Raw genomic sequence first — 18,594 nt, 5'->3', positions numbered from 1 at the left:
GCCTTTCCTACACATCACCTACGCGCCTATCCCGGCACGCATGAAGTTCTATCCGCCGCGCGTTTCTCAGCCTCGCAAGCCGCCCAGGCGCATTCCGCCTTTCTATGCCGTACCGGTCAAACAGCGTGTGGATGGTTGGACGCCGCTGAGGCAGGCGGAGTTTATCGGCTGGCTTGCGCAGACACGCTCTGTAACAGAGGCAGCGCGCAGGGTCTCTATGGCGCGCGAAAGTACCTATCGGCTGCGCGCGCAATTGTGGTCGGAGAGTTTCTGCGCGGCATGGGATGCGGCGCTCGCGAAGGACTGGCAGCCGCGCGATATTGGCACCGCGCCAAGTGTGCTTCCCCACGGAGTTTTGGGCGCGCGGCCAAAAGTCACACTTCGCGAACTGGAATGGCGCATTGAAAGCGGGATTTGGCGGGTGATTTTGCGCGGCGGCAAATATGCAGGTGTCCGCCACAAGCCGGACAATTCTGCGGTTCTGGCGCATCTTGCGCGCTGTCCCGTCTCGCTAGCTGAATACCGCGAGCAGGCAGCGTCATGATGAAAAGTCACACTTTTGAAAAGCGTATCTGCGTTCCAGAAAAGCCCCCGCTCCGCGCGGGGCGGAGCAGGGGCTGTTTCGCTCACATTGCTGTGATCGTGATCGGCTTAGGCCGGGTAAACCCAGGCTGTGCCGCGTGCGAGGTTCTCGCTGGCGAAGGCCCAGTTGAGCTTCGAGCCGACAACTGCATCGAGATAGGCCGGACGCTTGTTCTGGTGGTCGAGGTAATAGGCATGCTCCCACACGTCGACGACCAGCAGCGGGTTCACGCCGGTTTGGTCAGCCAGTGTGTCGCCATCGTGGGTTTCCTCGATGGTGAGCGCACCGTCCTTCTCAGCCAGCCAGACCCAGCCGCTGGCAAAGTGGCCAGCGCCGCGGGCTTTCAGTTGTTCCTTGAGCTCATCGACAGAGCCGAATGCGGCGTCGATCTTGGCCTTGAGGTCATCCGATGGAGCGGTTTCGGATGCCGCCATGGAGTGCCAGTAGAACCCGTGGTTCCAGGTTTGCGCGGCGTTGTTGAACAGGCCTTGGTTGCTGCCGCGGGCGGCCCCAACAATCGCCTCAAGCGAGGCATTGGCGTGATCAGTGCCGTCAATCGCGGCGTTCATCTTGTCGATGTAGGTCTGATGGTGCTTGCCATGGTGAAACGACAGTGTCTCGGCCGAAACGGCGGGTGCGAGTGCGGTGTCTGCGTAAGGTAAATCGATGAGTTTGAAAGCCACTTTGGTCCCTCTCTTATGGAATCTGGATCGCTATAGGGACAATGCACGGCATGGGTAAAGGTTGCATCGCAATTGGAATTGCAGGTTCAATGGGCGGGGGCGAGGAGGTGGCACGCACGCGCGATCAGGCTGCGGCCTCTTGCAACTGGCGAAGCTTGAAGGCGCGGTCGCTTGCGAGCTGCGAGTGCTCGACCCAGGTAGAGTGCACTCCGCTGCTGATCTTGTGCGGCAAGGCGAGGCGGCAAATCGGACCTTTCGCCACGTCGCTGGCGTCCAGAATGGCGAGCTCAGATGTGCCGCTGTTCTCGTCGATCAGGAAGGTGATGAGATAGCCGTCGTCCTCCGCCAGTTTCCCGCCGTCCGCGGCTTTGCGCGGGATCATCGGGCTCTCGCTGGCATAGACGCCGTCTGGCAGGGTGAAGATCTGCTCTTCGCCGGTCTCGGTGTCTTGCCGGACATAGCCGTTGAACAGGAACCAACCGGGCCGGGTCGTCGTCGACCAGATGTAGCGCGATTTGCGCATCGCAAAGGCCGGGTTGATCATGCCAAACTCGACGATCCGGTCCGACAGGCGCTCTTCATGGCACTCTCCGGTGGTCAGGTTGAAGCGCCAGCGATGCAGGCGGCTCTTGAAGCTGTGTTCGTCAACATAGGCCATCATCCGCCCGTGCTCGCCTTGCTCCTCCAGCGGTTCGGGCATGGGTTCGTCCTGATAATAGCCTTCCATCACGACCTCATCGCCGTCTGGCCCGCTCTCTTCCCAAGCGTTCGTCCAGTGCAGCACATAGGTTGGCGAGGCCTCAAACCAGCGGATGTCCTGTGCACTGCCGTGGCGCGGGATGAGAGCAAAGCGGGTCGGCACGCCTTCATGCAGGCGAGCGGCGTGAATGCCTCTCTCCAGCAGCTTTGCATCCCAGAACAGAGGCATGTCGTTGAGGATCGACCAGTTCGGCGTGATCGCCATGTCATGCGGCAGACGCGGGCCATCGAGTGGGACCGGCGTGTAATGGACAAGCTTACCCGCGCGATCGACCACGCCGTAGTGCATGTAAGGCGCGTGGACGGAATAGTTGAAAAACATCAGCTCGCCGGTGCTCTCATCCACCTTGGGATGCGCAGAGACCCCATCAATCGGCCCCCAAGGCGCTTTGCCCAGGTTCTCCAAACTAACAGGGTCCATCTGCCATGCCTCACCGCATTGATAGAGCGTCGCCAGCGCAGCCCCGGCGTGGACCAGAATGTCGGTCGAGGCGGTGTCCTTAAGCCCGCCATGCGCGCCAAAACCTGGGCGCAGCGAAGTACCGGGAGGGTCCATCAACCCGCCCCACAGCGCCTGGCTACAGCGATCTGTTCTGCCTCAAAGCACTGGGTGCGCACAAAGCGGTTGCGATAGCTGACCTTGCCGCCGGAAATGTTCACCTGATGAACCATTGCATCGCCATCAAATGGGTGATGCTAGCCCAGCGGCTGGTGCGCGGGGTTCTCTGTATTGCGAAGGTAAATACCATCGATATCGGCTGGAATTTCGCCCTCAATCACTTCCAACTCATCCACATCCACTTCTTCATGAACCGGCGTCCATGGCCCGGAGAGATACGGGTGATTGCTGGGTTCAAGCGTCGTCTTGACCGGTGGTTGGCGAGTGATTTGCATCGTGGTAATCTCCTGACGGTTCAGCCTAGCGGCGAGGGCAGTGATATCAAGCGCATTGCCCTGCAAACTGCGGTCAATTTGATCCTGATCAATGACGCTGCCGACGGTGCCCTCCATCCCGCATTTAGGAAGGAGAATACCGATGAAATCGATATTACTGCACATCAGCACCGATCCAGGAATGGAGGCGCGCCTGCAGATCGCGCTTGATCTGGCCCGCGCACACGGCGCCCACATCACATGCCTTCAGGCGGTGAGCTTTGAGGTCTTTGCGCCCGGCGACTTCTATGGCTCAGCCATGGCCGCCGCACTGCCCAAAATCAAAGAGGCAGCGGAAGAGCAGCGCGCGAAGCTGGAGGAGGATCTGGCCAATGAGGATGTCACTTGGGATTGGCTGTTCCTGCACGGAATGCCGGAAACGCGGCTGCTGGAGCAATCGACCCTGCATGATCTCATCATCGTTGGTCCGCATGACGTTGGCGAGCGCAAAGGGCCTTCGCGCATGGCAGGGGAGCTTGCATTGAAGGCTCCATGCCCGGTGATGGTCGTGCCAGAGACGGCCACGAGCTTTGACAGTTCTGCGCCGATCTTGGTCGCGTGGAATGGCTCTTCTGAGGCCAGTGTTGCATTGCGCAGCGCCGTGCCTTTGCTCGCCAAGGCCAGCAACGTCTTTCTCGCCAGCGTAGAGGAGAAGCTGGATAAAGACCGCTTTGATGTCCCTGCATTCAAGGGCGCGCAATATCTTAGCCGTCACGGGATTGAATGCGAACTTTTCGAGATCCCGGCCGATGGCAGCAAGATTGCCGACTTACTTACATCGGCTGCGCGATTGCGGGAATGTGGTCTGATCGTGATGGGGGCCTATGGCCATTCACGCTTGTCGGAGATGCTACTGGGCGGGGTCACGCGCCGCGCGCTTACCAATCCGGATCTACCAATCTTGCTAGCGCATTGAGTTGGAGGGTGCAGGTGGCTCGCCAATGAAAGGAAGCTGCTCTACTTCGCTTTGCGGCGCCGGATCATGCCTTCTTGCGCGATGCTGGCGACCAGTTCGCCTGATTGATTGAACACACGGCCTCGGTTGAACCCGCGCCCATGGCCGGACCATGGGCTGTCGGTGGCATAGAGCAGCCATTCATCCGCGCGCGCTTCACGGTGGAACCAGATCGTGTGGTCCAGGCTTGCACCGACCAGTTCGCCGCGCATCCAGCTGAGCCCGTGGGGCAGCGCGCTGGTACCAAGCAATGTGAAGTCGCTGGCATAGGTGATCACGGCGCGGTGCAGGCCTGGGTTGTCCTCAATCGCGGGCAGCGGCGCGCCGGTGCGAAACCAGGTGTGCGCTTTCGGTTCGCGCGGCTCAGAGTTCATCCAATGCAGCCGGTCGATGGTGCGCATTTCAATGGCGCGCGGGCGTAGCATGATGCGGCGCTGATCTTCGCTCAGCTTGTCGCCCAGCTTTGATGCCATCTCGCGGCGCACATCCATATCGCTGCGCAGTTTATCCGGTCCTTCGACATCGGGCATCTCAGCATCGCTGTGCTCCAGTCCGGTTTCGGGCGTTTGGAAGCTCGCGGTGAGATTGAGGATCGGTTTGCTTTCGCCTGCTTCGATGGTCTGGCTGGCGACGACCCGGCGGTTGGAGAAGCTGCGACCATCGAAATCGCGCGCGATCCGGTAGTCAATCGGCGGTCCTTCTTTGCCGCCGCGCAGAAAATAGGCGTGCAGTGAGTGCGCCTGCTTGGGATGATCCACGGTTGCTTGTGCGGCCTGAATAGCCTGCGCCAGCACCTGGCCGCCAAACACCCGGCCCATGCCGCCTTTTTGCGGACGGCCCGTGAAGTTCTCTTCTGAATTCTGCTCGACTGTAAGCAGTTTGATCAGCCCATCGACGAGCTGCTCATTGGTCGGAATATTGTCTGGAGTGTCGCTCATTTCGCCGCTCGCAATGCGGCGCGATGGCGGTAAGGTCAAGCGGGCTTAGCGTTCCCACACCCGGCGCAGCAGAGCGGCTGGCAATGCGCCGCGCACAAACAGCAGGTCAGAGACGCCGGAGGCCTCTTCCGCACCCATTTGCCGCTTGTATCCGCCGTCGCCTAGGCCCCAGTCAATGCGGGCAAGGCCGCGCTTTGCGGCGCTGGTGAAATCGTCATACAGCAGCACTCGGCCTGGCGAGAACTTCTGGAATTGTTGATCGAAATTATTGGCGATTGCGTAGCGCGTATCGCCGCAGTCGAGGCCAAAGGTGAAGGCGGCTGGGATGTCGCCAACATGCAGCAGGCTGCCCCGGATCATCGCAGCGATTACAGGATCGTGACCTATGCCTTCCCAGAATGAGCGCAGCGCCGGATCATGGAACTTAGTGTCGCCGCCCTGTTCCAACTGGCCGACCCAGGAATTGCTCTCAATCGCGGCGATGGCGTCGCGGGTTTCATCGGTCCAATCCTCGCCGGTGAAGTGCGAAATGGTGACGGGGCCGGTTTTCTCTAGTTGGCGAACCCGCCAGCGGTCTTTCTGCTGGCCTTTGGTCGAAGGCCAATTGCCCGAAGCTGTCAGCGTGACAAGATCGAGCACGAACAGTTGGCCAATCGGGCGCGAAAGCACGCGGCAGCCTGCGTCGAGAGCGGCGGCTTTGAGTACATCGAGCGATGGGTCGTCGTCGACCACCGGACCCATGCGCCAGACATTGCCGAGCTGCTTTGCGAGTTTTTTGTCCTTGAGAGCAGCTGCGAGCTCTGCCGCCGTGCATTTGCTGTCCAATGGTGCACCACGAAACGGCCAATAGGCGCCCGCGACCTGCTTGATCGCAATGGGGCCGAGCTTTTTTTGCAAATAGGGAAGGCTGCAATCGCTTTGCCATCATTGCCGCGCGCCACAAGCTCTGCTGTTGCCGGATCGCGGCCCGATGCAAACCACTGCGCCCTTAGGAAGGAACGGCGAGGATCGTCGGCCTCGGCAAGCCGGTCCAACTCCGATTGGGGCTGCGTGTCGATAGGGAAGGGGGCATTCATGATAGTGGTGGCAATCCGGCACGACCAAATAGGCGGCGCCACACGCGAAAGCTCAGCGCCTTTGCGCGATTGCTGGTGGGCCAGCGCCTTGGTGCATTCGGCACTAGGCCAATCCGGCGCATGAGCACATTGGCGCAGCGCGCATCGCTCTCATCATAGCTCCAGTTGGAGCGCCAGGTGATCGACAGCGAAATCGAGCTGTGCGGTCCGTTGCGGACAAAATGCGGGGCCATCACTGGCACGTAAACGGCATCACCTGGTCCAAGCGGAAACTCGCTGCCCTGTCCGGCAAACTCATCGTTCCATTTAAGCTCGCGAGCGCCGCCTGCATGATAGGCCTCATGCTCGCTATCCTTGGCAAAGCGCGTATCGCCAGCGGGGAATTGGGTCATCACTTTACTGCCCGTCACTTGCAGTAGAATATTGTGCTCCGGGTCGAAATGATACGGGGTGACGGCATTCGGACTGGAGATGAAGATGAACCCTTGCGGGGTCAACATCTCGCCGGTCTTGACCTCAATCTCCGCCTGCAATTCGCCCAGCAGATCATGCAACAAAGCCTGATAGGATGGCACTTGCTCAACATTCTTGAGCACGGCCCAACTGTTCGCTTCGTGCACTTTGCGGATTGTCTCCGCGATGGTCAGGCCGTTGCTATCCGGTTTGCCATCGACGCCAATCGGCAAGTCGCCGCGATTGTATTCGACCGAGCTTTCTGGAAGGCGCTCCGCCATGCTGGCCAGTGCTTCAATCTCCAGCAGTGGATGCTGATCGAGGGCATGGCGCAATGTGTGCGGTGTTTCAGGATAGTGAACTGCGAACTGATCTCGCGCATTCGTATCAAAGATCGACGGCGCAGAAGCGCGTGCGCTTTGCCAGTCGGTCGCATCTGTGATGGGCGCATTCATTGCAGGTTCCTTTTGCGCAGCTCGCGGCGCATCAATCGCTCAAATAGCGTGCGGCGCAGTTTCCCTCCGATCGCAACGTTGATGCTTTGCATGCTGCGCTTCTCGCGCCACAAGCGCTCGATCATCGAGTGTCCTTCGGCTGCACAGCTGTCGACCCATTCAATAAATTCGTTGCCCAGCAGCTCCAGATTGTCGAGCTGGAGCAAGAGGCCGGGTGAGTATTTGGCATAGCGTTCATCAAACGCGGTCTTGAAGCTGTAGGCGCCGGGCGGTGTGATGAAGTTTGCGAGCATGGCGATGGCTCGCCCGTCGACCCTCAATGCGAGCCGTTCAAGTCGGCCTGAGCGCGCTGCGCCGGTCATGGCGTCGATGAAGAATTGTTCGGTATGCGCTGCGCTGGCGAGGGCAGAGCCTTCTGCTCCTTTCCAACCCGCGCGTTCAACGGAAAGAAATTCGCGGGTCCATTCGGCAATGCCGTCTTCGCCTTCGATCCGTTCCACGCTCAAAGCGCCTTCTTCAGCGAGGCGTTTGCGCAGACGGCGCAGCTCTTTACGCCTTTTCTTGGTCAGGGATGCTTCAAGATATTCCTCAGGAGAAATCTCGGCATCCAGCATGGCGCGCTCTTCCCGGTGCACGATGGCGCTTGCTCGCTTATGCTCGCTCAATGCTTCGCGTAGCCCCTCTGCCACCGGGCCATCGGCGTGCAATTGCGGCAGATGAAAGAACAGCGCCCGGCGCGGCTTGTGGTCGAGTGCAGTGAACAAGGTCCGCCAGAAATCGATCTCATGCCCTTTGGCGATCAAGGGTGCTCCGCAAAAGCTGTTCGTGTGCAGCGCCGCGCCGCAATGCGGCACGGGATAACCGTAATATTGCCGAGATTGCTCAAGCGGGATGAGGCCGAGCAATTCGCCGCCCACGATATAGGCGAACACTTCGACCTTCGCGCTTTCGGGCAAATTGGCGAGCGAGGCTGAGAGAAACCATTCTTCAAAAAAAGGATTTGGTTCAGCGGCGCGATTGGTTAGCTCATCCCATGCGGCGAGGAAGGCTGAGCGGCTGATTTGAGCAGGCGTCAGGGCGTGCATCCCATCGCTCCAGCCCGCGAGTGGGCCAGAATGAGGAGGTGCGCTGGGCAGTACAGGCGCGCTTGCCATGTCCATCCGTTAACCTTTTCAATGCGCGCAGAATCGCGCGTGGAGCTTGGTTTAGCCTGAATGACGTTAAGGAAGCGTTTGTGCAGCGCGTTTTGAGTGCGCGTGCTTGGGTGTGTCCAGATCACAAAAAACCCCGCCAGACCTGAGCCTGGCGAGGTTTCAAAATCTGTGCGGCCGACTACTCAGCCGCAGATTAGCCTTGGATCAATGTCCACCAGCCAACGCCGCGAGCAGAAGCAGCGCGACAATATTGGTGATTTTGATCATCGGGTTCACGGCTGGACCAGCGGTATCCTTGTAAGGATCGCCAACTGTATCGCCGGTCACAGCAGCCTTGTGAGCCTCTGAGCCTTTGCCGCCATGATTTCCATCTTCGATGTACTTCTTGGCATTGTCCCATGCGCCGCCGCCAGCGGTCATGGAAAGCGCCACAAAGATGCCGGAGATGATCACGCCGAGCAGCAAAGCACCGAGAGCCGCAAAGCCCTCTGCCTGGCTGCCTGTCGCCGCAGTCACCGCGAAGTACACGACGATGGGTGCGAGCACTGGCAACATGGAGGGAACGATCATTTCCTTGATCGCAGCCTTCGTCACCAGGTCCACCGTACGGGCATAGTTTGGACGGCTGGTGCCATCCATAATGCCTGGATCAGCGGCAAACTGCGCGCGCACATCAACCACTACATCGCCAGCCGCGCGGCCAACGGCGGTCATGCCCATCGCACCAAACAGGTACGGGAGCAGCGCGCCGAGCAGCAGGCCAACGATGACATACGGGTTTTCAAGGCTGAAGCTGACCGCGAGATCCGGGAAGAACTCCTTGAGGTCAGCTGTGTAAGCCGAGAACAGCACCAAAGCAGCAAGACCGGCGGAACCGATTGCATAACCCTTGGTCACAGCTTTCGTGGTGTTGCCAACAGCGTCCAGCGCATCGGTTTTCTCCCGAACGCTTTCTTCCATCTCGGCCATCTCAGCGATGCCGCCTGCGTTATCGGTGACGGGACCATACGCATCCAGAGCAACAACCATACCGGCCAGAGCCAGCATCGAAGTCGCCGCAAAGGCGATGCCCATCAGACCTGCGAGTTGGTATGTCACGATGATACCGATCACGATCACAATGGTTGGCAATGCGGTCGATTCAAGGCTGATTGCCAGGCCTTGAATGACATTGGTGCCGTGTCCGGTCTCCGACGATTTCGCAATCGAGCGGACCGGGCGGTATTCTGTGCCCGTGTAATATTCGGTGATCCAGATGATCAGGCCGGTGATGACCAAACCGACCATCATCGCCAGGAACAGTGACATGCCGGTAAACGTGTTGTCGCCCAGTGTGTATTCCGTGCCCATGCCCACCGCATAATCAGTCGCGAAATAGATCGCGACAGCGGACAGAACCGTGGTGACGATAAAGCCCTTATACAGCGCACCCATGATGTTGTTCGATGAACCGAGACGAACAAAGTACGTTCCGATGATCGAGGTTACGATGCACACACCGCCAATGATCAGCGGCAGGCTCATCAGAGCGAGCAGATCAGCAGCGGCAAGGCCGGTGAACAGCAGGGCGGTGAGAACCATGGTCGCGCCAACGGTGACAACATAGGTCTCGAACAAATCCGCGGCCATGCCAGCACAATCGCCAACATTGTCGCCCACGTTATCGGCGATGGTCGCCGGGTTGCGGGGGTCATCCTCTGGAATGCCAGCTTCGACCTTACCGACCAAATCGGCACCAACGTCAGCAGCTTTGGTAAAGATACCGCCGCCCAAACGCGCAAAGATCGAAATCAGCGAAGCGCCAAAGGCGAGGCCCACGAGCGCGTCGATGACTTCGCGCTTCTCAGCGAGAACGGTGAGGTCCATGCCCATCGTACCAACCAGCACATAGAAGAACCCGGCAATGGCCAGTAGCGCGAGCCCTGCAACCAACATGCCTGTGACGGCACCAGCACGGAACGCCACGGTCAGGCCTTCTTGCAGGCCCGTTTCAGCCGCCGCCGCTGTGCGCACATTGGCACGTACGGAGATATTCATCCCGATAAAGCCAGCAACACCGGAAAGCAGCGCACCGATCACGAAGCCGATCGCAGAAACCTCTCCAAGAAAGATGAAAACGAGAATGGCAACAACCACACCGACTATGCCGATCGCGGTGTATTGCCGTTTGAGATAGGCTTGTGCGCCCTCTTGAACGGCGCCAGCAATTTCTTGCATTTTGGCGTTCCCGGCACTCGCGCCGAGAACTTGCCGACTGGTGACAAAGCCGTAAATCACGGCGAGCAGTCCCAGCCCGATTGAAATCAGAATCAGATCCACCAAAAAATCCCCTCTTGAACGTGTGGAAATGCGCTCCTCGTTTGTGGTGGGAGCGCTTGGCCCATTGGCTATCGCGATTGTGGGGAAGTGACAAGCCCGCTCTCCACCGATTGTCGGTGGGCTGATGTGCCAATTATCGGTTTGTTCTTGATCTGTGTACAATCAGTCGTGCTGATGGCCGAGGCCTTGTGCATTGACGATTGGGTCGCCGTCGAGCGTAAGCGGGGCGAAGCCAAGCGGTTGAACTGTGCCAATCTGCGTTGCTGAAACGGGCAGGGTCAGCCCCTCTGGCGCGGTGAACAGCAGCTCGTAGTCATCGCCCCAGCGCATGCAGTCCTCGCGGCGCTCGGTATCAGCGACTGGAACGTTGTTGGTCTCGAGTGCGAGGGTGACTTCGCTCGCCTCCGCCAATCGAAAGACGTCGAGCAGCAGACCATCTGATACATCCATCATTGCGCTTACATGCGGTGCTAGCGATTGACCTTGCTGCAACAGCGGGCGAGGGCGGTTGAATGCCTCGAGGTGCTCAGGCGTGCCTTCAAAGCCGAGCATAGCGGCACCGAGCATGCCCGTGACATACAATGCATCGCCGAGTGAAGCACCGCTGCGCGAAGGTACGGGCATATGCGATGCACGACCAATGGCGGTTAGTCCAAAGGTGCGCGGTCCTGTGGCGGAAACGGTGTCCCCGCCTAGAATTGGCACGTTGTAGCGGCCGAGCGCTTCGCTGAGACCTGCAAGAAAACGCTCGTCATCTTGCCCTAGCGAATGGCCCAGCAGCACTCCAATTGGCTCAGCGCCTTTTGCAGCTAGGTCAGACAGGTTGGAGGCGACCAGTTTCCAAGCGACATCGGCCATCTCGGCGTCGGGGCGGAAATGCGTACCCTCAGCCATCATATCATGGGTCAGGATCAGAGTTTCGTCGCCAATTTCCAAGACAGCGCAGTCATCGTTCAACCCGCGCGCACCAGAGTGGAGCGGCAGCGTGCGCAATGCAGCGACGAAATCGGCTTCGTTCATTGAGCAACCTTATCCGTTCGTCCTGAGCCTGTCGAAGGGCAACGGATCTGGCAGCGCTCTCGCATCGACATGCTCAGCATGATCGAACTTTTAAGTTCGTGCATCCTTTGATGCGGCATCAAGGACGCCGTTCACAAACTTGGCTTCGCGGTCATCGAAGAACGCTTTCGCCACATCGACATATTCGTTGATTGCCGCTGCGGCTGGCACATCATTGCGCGCGAGCAGCTCATAGGTGCCAGCGCGCAGGATTTGCAGCATGGTCTTGTCGAGGCGTTTCAGCGTCCAGCCATCGGCCAGTTTCGAGGTCAGCAAAGCATCGATCTCTTCACCGCGCGCTTCAACCCCGCGCACGACATCATCGAAGAACTCAACTTCGGCATCGGCGAATTCGTCTTCATCGATCGTTTTGCCCAAGCGATGCTGATGAAACTCATCAAGCAGTTTGGCGAGCGCAGTGCCCTCCATCTGCAGTTGATAGAGCGCCTGGACAGCGGCGAGCCGCGCGGTTGAGCGGGCTTGAGAGCGAGCGGGCGTGTTCATTTGAGGCGAAGTTCCACTGATTTGGCATGCGCGGGCAAACCCTCTGCATGGGCGAGGGTGGCCGCCGCCGGACCGATCGCGGCAAAGGCGTCGTCATCCAGCGCGATAAAGCTGGTGCGTTTCATGAAGTCGAGCACGGACAGCCCGCTGGAAAAGCGTGCGCGCCAAGCCGGTTGGCAATACGTGATTGGGCCCGGCGACGTAATCGCCCACGGCCTCTGGTGTCATTCGCCCGAGGAACACGCTGCCCGCGTGATTGATCTTAGAAAACAGCGCCTCTGGATCAGCCACAGCGAGTTCGACGTGTTCAGCGGCCAGTCGGTCTGCGAGCGCTGGCGCTTCGTCCAAATCTTCGACCAGAATGATCACACCGTGATCGTCCCAGCTTTGCTTGGCGGTTTTGCCGGTGGTGAGCTGCGACAGTTGGACGGTCACGCGGTCTTCAACCTGAGCGGCGCAGGTCCGCTCATTGGTGATCAGAATGGACTGAGAGGTCGGGTCATGTTCTGCCTGGCTTAACAGGTCGGCGGCGATCCAATCTGGATCATTATCGCAGTCGGCGATCACCAGAATTTCGCTTGGCCCTGCGACCATGTCGATGCCAACCACGCCATAAAGCTGGCGTTTGGCCTCCGCGACATAGGCATTGCCGGGGCCGGTGATCACATCGACCGGCCTGATCCGCTCGGTGCCATAGGCCAGCGCGCCGACTGCTTGCGCTCCGCCAACGCGCCAAATCTCACTAACGCCCGCAACATGTGCGGCGGCGAGAACCAGCGGGTTGGAATTGCCCTTGGGCGTCGGCGTGACCACAACAATCCGTTCAACGCCTGCGACCTTGGCCGGAATCGCATTCATCAGCAACGAAGAGGGATAGGCCGCGCGCCCGCCCGGCACATAGAGCCCGGCGGCATCGACGCTGCGCCATACCGCGCCTTGGCGCACGCCAGCTTCATCGGTGAAGTCCCTGTTCGCCGGGATCTGATCGCGGTGATAGGCCTCGATCCGGGCAGCGGCGAGGTTCAAGGCATCGCGCAATTCTGGCTCAAGAGCGTTATACGCTGCCTCACAGCTTTCGGGCGAGATCGACCAGTCTTCGTCGGTGCTCAGGCTGTGCCCATCAAAGCGCTGGCTGTATTCGACCAGCGCCGCATCGCCCTTTGCTTTAACGCGCGCGAGAATATCGCTGACTTTGCCAGAGACATTCTCCCCGCTTTCGCGCCGGGAATTGACGATCTTGGCAAAGCGCTGCTCAAAATCGGCATCTTTGGTCGACAGCTTTTGCATTATGCAACCTGCTTTTCGGCGGCTTGCGCTTCCATATCGGCGCGGAATGCGGCGACAAGCTCTGCCACGCGCGGATCGGTTTTCAGCGCCGCACGGTTCACGATCAGTCGGGCAGAGATATCGATGATCTTCGATGTCTCTACCAAGCCATTGTCCTTCAGCGTCCGTCCAGTCGACACGAGATCAACAATCTGGCGCGCGAGGCCAAGTGAGGGGGCGAGTTCCATCGCGCCATTGAGCTTCACGCATTCGGCCTGAATGCCTTGCGCTTCGAAATGGCGTCGGGTCAGGTTGGGATATTTGGTCGCGACCCGCAGGTGGCTCGCGCTGGATTGCTCTGCCGTGTCATCAACGCGCTGCGCAACCGACAGGCGGCAATGGCCGATATCGAGGTCCACTGGTGCATAAAGATCAGCGTAATCAAATTCTTCAATCACGTCAGAGCCAACAATCCCGACTTGAGCGGCACCATGCGCCACGAAGGTTGCCACATCAAATGCGCGGACCCGGATGAGTCGCATATCTGCTCGGTTTGTGCCAAAGCTGAGCGCGCGGTTGCTCTTGTCGTGAAACGCGGCCTCTGGCTCAACACCGGCGCGCGCCATTACAGGTAGAGCCTCATCGAGGATCCGCCCCTTGGGAATGGCAAAGGTGAGCTGGCCTGAACTGTCCGTAGTCATTGCGGAGCCGCACTTAGGCATTGCACTGCCAAAGGGCAACACGGACGATCAGGTAAACCTGCCTTTGATCGCGTGATCAACATAGCGAGGAGACACGTTAAATGGGGGACGGGGCAATTATGGACACCTCAGACTTTGACGCGGCGTTGGACTGGCAGGCGACCCATGCCGAGCAGAACGGAGCGCCATGCACCGCGCGGATTGTCCGCGCTTTGGCCGCTGCCGCAACGGGTGACACCGTCACTGCCCAGCGGATGATGAACTGGCCGGGGCTTACGCTGAAGGATGCGATGCCACTCCGAATTGCAGGTGGCTTGCATTACTTACTGCTAAGCGGGGCGGATGATCGTCTGGCCCCTGTTTATCATGGCGAGATCACCGATCAGGCGGAGGTTGATGCGCTGGTTTGCGAGGTGGTGGAGGCGCATGATGCCGCTCTGGTGCCTTGGTTTGATGGGCCGCCGCAAACCAACGAGGCCGGGCGTTCCGCTAGCTTTATCGCTGGCCTGTTGTGGCTGGCTCAGCGCGTACCGGCGAGGTTCGATATGTTTGAACTCGGCGCCAGTGCCGGGGTCAACACTATGATGGATCGCTACTTTTACCGTTTAGGCGCGACGGAAAGTGGGCCGCCAAGTTCTCCAATGCAGATCATACCTGAATGGCGCGGGGCATCGCCGCCTGCCGCAGACATCGAGATTGCCGCGATTTGCGGCTGCGACATCGGGCCGATTGATCTCAGCGATGCGGACGCGGCGCTTCGGCTCAAAAGCTATGTCTGGCCGGACGCGCAGGAACGGATGCAGCGGATTGATGCCGCTATCCAGCTCGCCGGGGAACGCGCGCCCGATCTAACGCAGATTGACGCGGGCAAATTCGTGCGTGAGCAATTGACTAAGCCGCAAGAACCGGGGACGACCCGTGTGATGTTCCATTCAATCATGTGGCAATATATGCCTGCTGAAACGCAGTCGGTGATCACGAAAGCGATGGAGCAGGCTGGCGCGTGCGCCACCACCGAAAAGCCGCTGGCATGGATCGCGCTCGAAACTGACCCCGCGACATTTCGCCACGAACTTCGGGTTCGGTATTGGCCGGACGGCGAGAACGAAGTGTGTCTCGCCCACGCGCATCCCCATGGCGCTTGGGTAGAATGGAGCGGGGGCTAGAGCGGACTAACTGGCCAGGAATTTTTCCATTGCCGCATTGACGGCATTGGGCGCCTCCCAAGGCACGAAATGTCCGCAATTATGCACTTGCTCGATGGTTAGATCGTCAATGAGTTCGTCCAGCCCTTCGAGGTTTTCCGCAGGCAAAGCCAAGTCGTCCATTGCCCAAATCACCAGCGTCGGGATTGTCAATTGCGGCAGGACCGGTCCGGTGTAGTCCGATGGCACCTCAAAGGGTTCGTCCATAGTCGGTACAGTTATTGGGCTGGCACGGTAATAATTGATCATCCCAAAGGCGGCATCGCGGTTTTGCCAATCGCGCAGCAAAGCCTCGCGTTCTTCTGGCTCCATCGCGGCTGGCCGGTCCCATTTTACCTCTTGCAGCATCAGGCCGGTCAGGCCTTGATCCTTGATCAGCGCGTCATTCGCGCTGTCCTTAAATCCGCGAATGTACTGGCTTGCCTCGCGCTGACCTGGATGGGTGTAGAGCAATTTCTGGAAGATCGAGGGGTGCGGGGCATTGGCGATCACTGCGCGCTCTACCCGCATATGTTGGCCGCCCAATGCGACGCCCCATGCAATCGCGCCGCCCCAATCATGGCCAACGATCGTGAATTTCGGAATGCTCAGCGCATCGGCGAGTAAGAAGATGTCGCCGATCAGTTTATCCGGCGTGTAGGCATCGACCTCTTGCGGTTTGGATGAGCCGCGATAGCCGCGTTGATCGGGTGCAATGCAGCGGAAGCGATCTTTGAAATGCGCGATCTGATTGCGCCAGGTTCGGTGGCTTTCTGGAAATCCATGCAGGAAAATTAGGACTGGGGCATCGACTGGGCCTTCATCGACCACATCCAGATGAATGCCATTGGCGAGCGTGACAGGTTTTTGTTCCATAGCCCGCTTTTGCCGTGAACCGGCCAGATATGCCAGTCCTACACGTGACTTGTATTAGAATGATCGTTCTGATAAAACGAAAAAATGCCAAGGCCGCGTTCCTCCCCACCAAAACAAGTGCTCGACGATGCGATGCGCGTCTTTTGGGCGAATGGCTATTCGGCGACTTCAATGGCCGAACTGGTCGCCGCGACCGGATCGACCCGGCAATCGATCTATGGTGATTTTGGTAGCAAGCACGGGCTCTATTTGGCGTGTTTTGATACCTATCGAGACCTGGTCGTTTCGCCAGCACTTGCCCCGTTTGCCGAGGCGAAAGATGGAGTCGAGGCGATTGCGCGCTATTTCGAAATTCAAATTTCTCTTGCCGAAGAGGTTGGACTTCCAGGTCCAGGCTGTCTCGTTGGCAACGCAATGACCGAAATAGCCTCCAGCGATTCAGCAGTTGTTGAGCGGGTTTGGCGACACAATGCTGAGCTGGAAAAGGCCTTTGCAGCTGCGCTTTCCGAGCATCTGGCATCGGAAAGAAGCATCGAACTGGCGCGATTTCTAGTCCTCGCCGCTCAGGGCCTTTGGGCCATGTCACGCGTTACCTCTTCTGCCGATGAACTACGAATGCAGGCGGCGACTATCTTGAAGCTGCTTGAAAAGGACTTGCAAGATGACGAGTGATCGATCTGATAGAGACAGATTCTGGATCGCCTTTGGGCTGAACTTTGTTTGGATCAATGTGTCGGAAATCGCGCGCTATTTCTTGGTGGTGAGACCGATGCTGCACAAAGCTTTCCCTGGCGAGTCGCAGGTGGCGCCTATGGATTGGGGCATCTTTGTGATCTGGGGTGTATGGGATCTTGTGCTGATTGCCGCGGCGACTGGATTTTACTGGCTGTGGCTTGAACGGTTTGGCGACTCTGTCCGCCAGGTTTTGCTGGCGGCCACAGCGTTCACGCTAACTGTATTCGGGTTACTATGGCTCGGCGTCGCCAACATGGGGCTGGCCCCATACACGATGATCGCCGTTGCCCTGCCGCTTGCATGGATAGAGCAGGCGATTGCCTACTTGATTGTGCGATGGGCGCGGAATCGCGCTCAATCCTCTGCTTCCATTTTTTCCATATAGCCGCTGGCGACCATACCAGCGATCTGGTCGAACAGAGCATCGGGCGTGCGGCGCATCTCACCCATCGCCAGCTCTGCCCCTTGCGCAACGATGATCTCGCGTTCGCCGAGCGGCAATTCCGTCAAGCATGGTGTTCGCTGCATCTTCAGCTGAAATGCCATTGTCGATCACATCATCGGAGCGGCCGCGTTTCGCGCCATCAGCCGTCAGGGCGTTGCGCGCGACATTGGTGGCGACGGAGCCGGGATAGATCATGTGCACGTTGACGCCGGATTGCGACAGTTCGCCGCGCAATGCATCGCCATAGTCGGCGAGGCCAAATTTCACCGCGCTGTAGGCTGTGCGCATCGGCACACCGACTTTGCCCGCGATGGATGAGATAAAGGCGATGCCGCCGGAGCCTCGCTCGACCATGTGGCCGATCAGCCCTTGTGAGAATGCGATCTGCGCGGTGAGGTCTATATCTATGATATCGCGGTAGACCTGCATATCGGTGTTGAGCGCGCGGCTACGCTGAGACACGCCAGCATTGGCAAATGCCAGGTCGACCCCGCCTTTCCAGGCGATTGCTTTGGTTGTGGCATCAGCAAGCGCAGCGTCGTCGCGCACGTCAAAGGGCAGAAGTAATGTCTCGCCGCAATCCCTCGCGACCTCAGCCAACCGCGTTTCATCGCGGCCCGATAGGATCAAGTTTGCACCGCGCCGCGCCAACTCGCGCGACAGTGCGGCGCCAATCCCCGATGACGCGCCAGTGATCCAAACGGTTTTGACGGTGTAGTCCATTCTAAGCTCCCTCACGGGAAAGATGATTGAGTATCAGCAGGCTGGCAAGCCCTCACAGATGATTGCCATACGAATGCTGAGTTGCGCGCGCCAAGTGCGGAATTGAAAAAATTTTCCTACAGCTTACAGCGACCTGCAATCCCTAGGCATGGCGGTTTGCGCCGCTTTTACGGAAAGTTGTTTAATGGCCATTTCGTTTCTTGTGGTTGATGATTTCCTGGAGAACCCGGATGGAATGCGTAAGCAAGCGCTAGGGCTCGAGTATCCTGAGTTGGAGGGGCCGTACGTAGGTCGTAACTCTAAAGAGCGCGCAGACTTGCCGGGTTTGGATCAGTATGTCTCGCAGCTCGTCGGTGAGAGGCTTAAGCCAGTCGATCCGCCCCAATCCCACGGCAAGTTTCGCGTCACTCTGGCAGAGCATGATGATGTGCCAGCGATTCACAATGATCTCTCGCAATGGTCGGGCATATTGTACTTAACCAAGCCAGAACACTGCCAAGGAGGAACTGAGTTCTTCCGGCACAAGAAAACGGGACTTGAGAGCACGCCATTCAATGATGCTGCGGCGCATGCTGCAGGCTTTGCCTCGCAGGCAGATGCGATAAAGCAAACGATTGACGCCGATGCGTTGAACCATGATGCTTGGGAAAAGACTATGGAAATACCGATGCGTTACAATCGGTTATTGTTACTGCGTCCTTGGTTATTCCACACTTCCGGCAAAGGCTTTGGCACCTCGATCGAGAATGGCCGGTTGATCTACACGATGTTTTTTACACTTGGTTGAGTTCGA

The 18,594-nt window shown here is 58.6% G+C and carries 18 protein-coding genes and 2 pseudogenes; 6 read left to right on the top strand and 14 right to left on the bottom strand.

Annotated elements, in window-relative coordinates; translation table 11 throughout:
- Nucleotides 1-40 precede the first annotated feature (40 nt).
- Complete coding sequence (locus tag AC0V6Z_RS15585; RefSeq protein ID WP_472639309.1) at nucleotides 41-544, top strand: hypothetical protein; 504 nt, start codon at nucleotides 41-43, stop codon at nucleotides 542-544.
- 107 nt (nucleotides 545-651) lie between these two features.
- On the opposite strand, the gene AC0V6Z_RS15580 is transcribed toward AC0V6Z_RS15585, so the two are convergent.
- The 3 genes and pseudogenes from AC0V6Z_RS15580 to AC0V6Z_RS15570 form a co-directional block, all read right to left on the bottom strand.
- Nucleotides 652-1,266: a superoxide dismutase gene (locus tag AC0V6Z_RS15580; RefSeq protein WP_472639308.1), complete on the bottom strand. Its 615-nt coding sequence runs from the start codon at nucleotides 1,264-1,266 to the stop codon at nucleotides 652-654.
- A 124-nt stretch (nucleotides 1,267-1,390) separates the two neighbouring features.
- Complete coding sequence (locus tag AC0V6Z_RS15575; protein ID WP_472639307.1) at nucleotides 1,391-2,581, bottom strand: carotenoid oxygenase family protein; 1,191 nt, start codon at nucleotides 2,579-2,581, stop codon at nucleotides 1,391-1,393.
- Nucleotides 2,581-3,036, bottom strand: a pseudogene (locus AC0V6Z_RS15570) (carotenoid oxygenase family protein). The gene AC0V6Z_RS15575 and the pseudogene AC0V6Z_RS15570 overlap by 1 nt, the downstream one beginning before the upstream one ends.
- Nucleotides 3,037-3,061: 25 nt before the next feature.
- Between AC0V6Z_RS15570 and AC0V6Z_RS15565 the strand changes: the two are divergent.
- A complete protein-coding gene (locus tag AC0V6Z_RS15565) occupies nucleotides 3,062-3,874 on the top strand; it encodes a universal stress protein (RefSeq protein ID WP_472639306.1) in 813 nt (270 codons plus the stop codon).
- A 41-nt stretch (nucleotides 3,875-3,915) separates the two neighbouring features.
- On the opposite strand, the gene AC0V6Z_RS15560 is transcribed toward AC0V6Z_RS15565, so the two are convergent.
- From AC0V6Z_RS15560 to hisG, 9 genes and pseudogenes are all read right to left on the bottom strand, one after another.
- A complete protein-coding gene (locus AC0V6Z_RS15560; protein WP_472639305.1) occupies nucleotides 3,916-4,851 on the bottom strand; it encodes an acyl-CoA thioesterase in 936 nt (311 codons plus the stop codon).
- A 45-nt stretch (nucleotides 4,852-4,896) separates the two neighbouring features.
- On the bottom strand, nucleotides 4,897-5,748 hold the full coding sequence (locus AC0V6Z_RS15555) for a GNAT family N-acetyltransferase (RefSeq protein ID WP_472639304.1): 852 nt from the start codon (nucleotides 5,746-5,748) through the stop codon (nucleotides 4,897-4,899).
- A gap of 175 nt (nucleotides 5,749-5,923) precedes the next feature.
- Nucleotides 5,924-6,835 carry a cupin-like domain-containing protein gene (locus AC0V6Z_RS15550; protein ID WP_472639303.1) on the bottom strand — a complete coding sequence of 304 codons (912 nt, stop codon included), beginning with the start codon at nucleotides 6,833-6,835 and terminating at the stop codon, nucleotides 5,924-5,926.
- A complete protein-coding gene (locus AC0V6Z_RS15545) occupies nucleotides 6,832-7,995 on the bottom strand; it encodes a GNAT family N-acetyltransferase (RefSeq protein ID WP_472639302.1) in 1,164 nt (387 codons plus the stop codon). The genes AC0V6Z_RS15550 and AC0V6Z_RS15545 overlap by 4 nt, the downstream gene beginning before the upstream one ends.
- A 198-nt stretch (nucleotides 7,996-8,193) precedes the next feature.
- Nucleotides 8,194-10,308 carry a sodium-translocating pyrophosphatase gene (locus tag AC0V6Z_RS15540; RefSeq protein WP_472639301.1) on the bottom strand — a complete coding sequence of 705 codons (2,115 nt, stop codon included), beginning with the start codon at nucleotides 10,306-10,308 and terminating at the stop codon, nucleotides 8,194-8,196.
- A 162-nt stretch (nucleotides 10,309-10,470) separates the two neighbouring features.
- Complete coding sequence (gene thiL, locus AC0V6Z_RS15535; RefSeq protein ID WP_472639300.1) at nucleotides 10,471-11,328, bottom strand: thiamine-phosphate kinase; 858 nt, start codon at nucleotides 11,326-11,328, stop codon at nucleotides 10,471-10,473.
- A gap of 90 nt (nucleotides 11,329-11,418) precedes the next feature.
- Nucleotides 11,419-11,871, bottom strand: coding sequence for a transcription antitermination factor NusB (gene nusB, locus AC0V6Z_RS15530; protein WP_472639299.1), 453 nt, complete (start codon nucleotides 11,869-11,871; stop codon nucleotides 11,419-11,421).
- Nucleotides 11,868-13,158: pseudogene (gene hisD / locus AC0V6Z_RS15525) on the bottom strand (histidinol dehydrogenase). The gene nusB and the pseudogene hisD overlap by 4 nt, the downstream one beginning before the upstream one ends.
- Nucleotides 13,158-13,838, bottom strand: a complete 681-nt coding sequence (gene hisG, locus AC0V6Z_RS15520) for an ATP phosphoribosyltransferase (RefSeq protein WP_472639298.1) — start codon at nucleotides 13,836-13,838, stop codon at nucleotides 13,158-13,160. The pseudogene hisD and the gene hisG overlap by 1 nt, the downstream one beginning before the upstream one ends.
- A 101-nt stretch (nucleotides 13,839-13,939) precedes the next feature.
- Between hisG and AC0V6Z_RS15515 the strand changes: the two genes are divergently transcribed.
- Nucleotides 13,940-15,004 carry a DUF2332 domain-containing protein gene (locus AC0V6Z_RS15515; RefSeq protein ID WP_472639297.1) on the top strand — a complete coding sequence of 355 codons (1,065 nt, stop codon included), beginning with the start codon at nucleotides 13,940-13,942 and terminating at the stop codon, nucleotides 15,002-15,004.
- A gap of 6 nt (nucleotides 15,005-15,010) precedes the next feature.
- Here AC0V6Z_RS15515 and AC0V6Z_RS15510 read toward each other — a convergent pair whose 3' ends face one another.
- Entirely contained in the window at nucleotides 15,011-15,898 is an 888-nt protein-coding gene (locus tag AC0V6Z_RS15510; RefSeq protein WP_472639296.1) for an alpha/beta fold hydrolase, read from the bottom strand.
- Between the two features lie 84 nt (nucleotides 15,899-15,982).
- Between AC0V6Z_RS15510 and AC0V6Z_RS15505 the strand changes: the two genes are divergently transcribed.
- Both AC0V6Z_RS15505 and AC0V6Z_RS15500 read left to right on the top strand, forming a co-directional pair.
- On the top strand, nucleotides 15,983-16,570 hold the full coding sequence (locus AC0V6Z_RS15505; protein ID WP_472639295.1) for a TetR/AcrR family transcriptional regulator: 588 nt from the start codon (nucleotides 15,983-15,985) through the stop codon (nucleotides 16,568-16,570).
- Between the two features lie 58 nt (nucleotides 16,571-16,628).
- The gene (locus AC0V6Z_RS15500) at nucleotides 16,629-17,018 is read left to right on the top strand and encodes a hypothetical protein (RefSeq protein WP_472639294.1); all 390 of its coding nucleotides are present in this window, start codon (nucleotides 16,629-16,631) and stop codon (nucleotides 17,016-17,018) included.
- Nucleotides 17,019-17,075: 57 nt separating this feature from the next.
- On the opposite strand, the gene AC0V6Z_RS15495 is transcribed toward AC0V6Z_RS15500, so the two are convergent.
- Nucleotides 17,076-17,801, bottom strand: a complete 726-nt coding sequence (locus AC0V6Z_RS15495; protein WP_472639293.1) for an SDR family NAD(P)-dependent oxidoreductase — start codon at nucleotides 17,799-17,801, stop codon at nucleotides 17,076-17,078.
- A 184-nt stretch (nucleotides 17,802-17,985) separates the two neighbouring features.
- Between AC0V6Z_RS15495 and AC0V6Z_RS15490 the strand changes: the two genes are divergently transcribed.
- Nucleotides 17,986-18,588 carry a DUF6445 family protein gene (locus AC0V6Z_RS15490; protein ID WP_472639292.1) on the top strand — a complete coding sequence of 201 codons (603 nt, stop codon included), beginning with the start codon at nucleotides 17,986-17,988 and terminating at the stop codon, nucleotides 18,586-18,588.
- Nucleotides 18,589-18,594 lie beyond the last annotated feature (6 nt).

Source organism: Erythrobacter sp. SN6-5 (assembly GCF_057364945.1).
The sequence above is the reverse complement of the archived record's forward strand: the minus strand, read 5'-3'. Positions and strand labels throughout refer to the sequence as shown.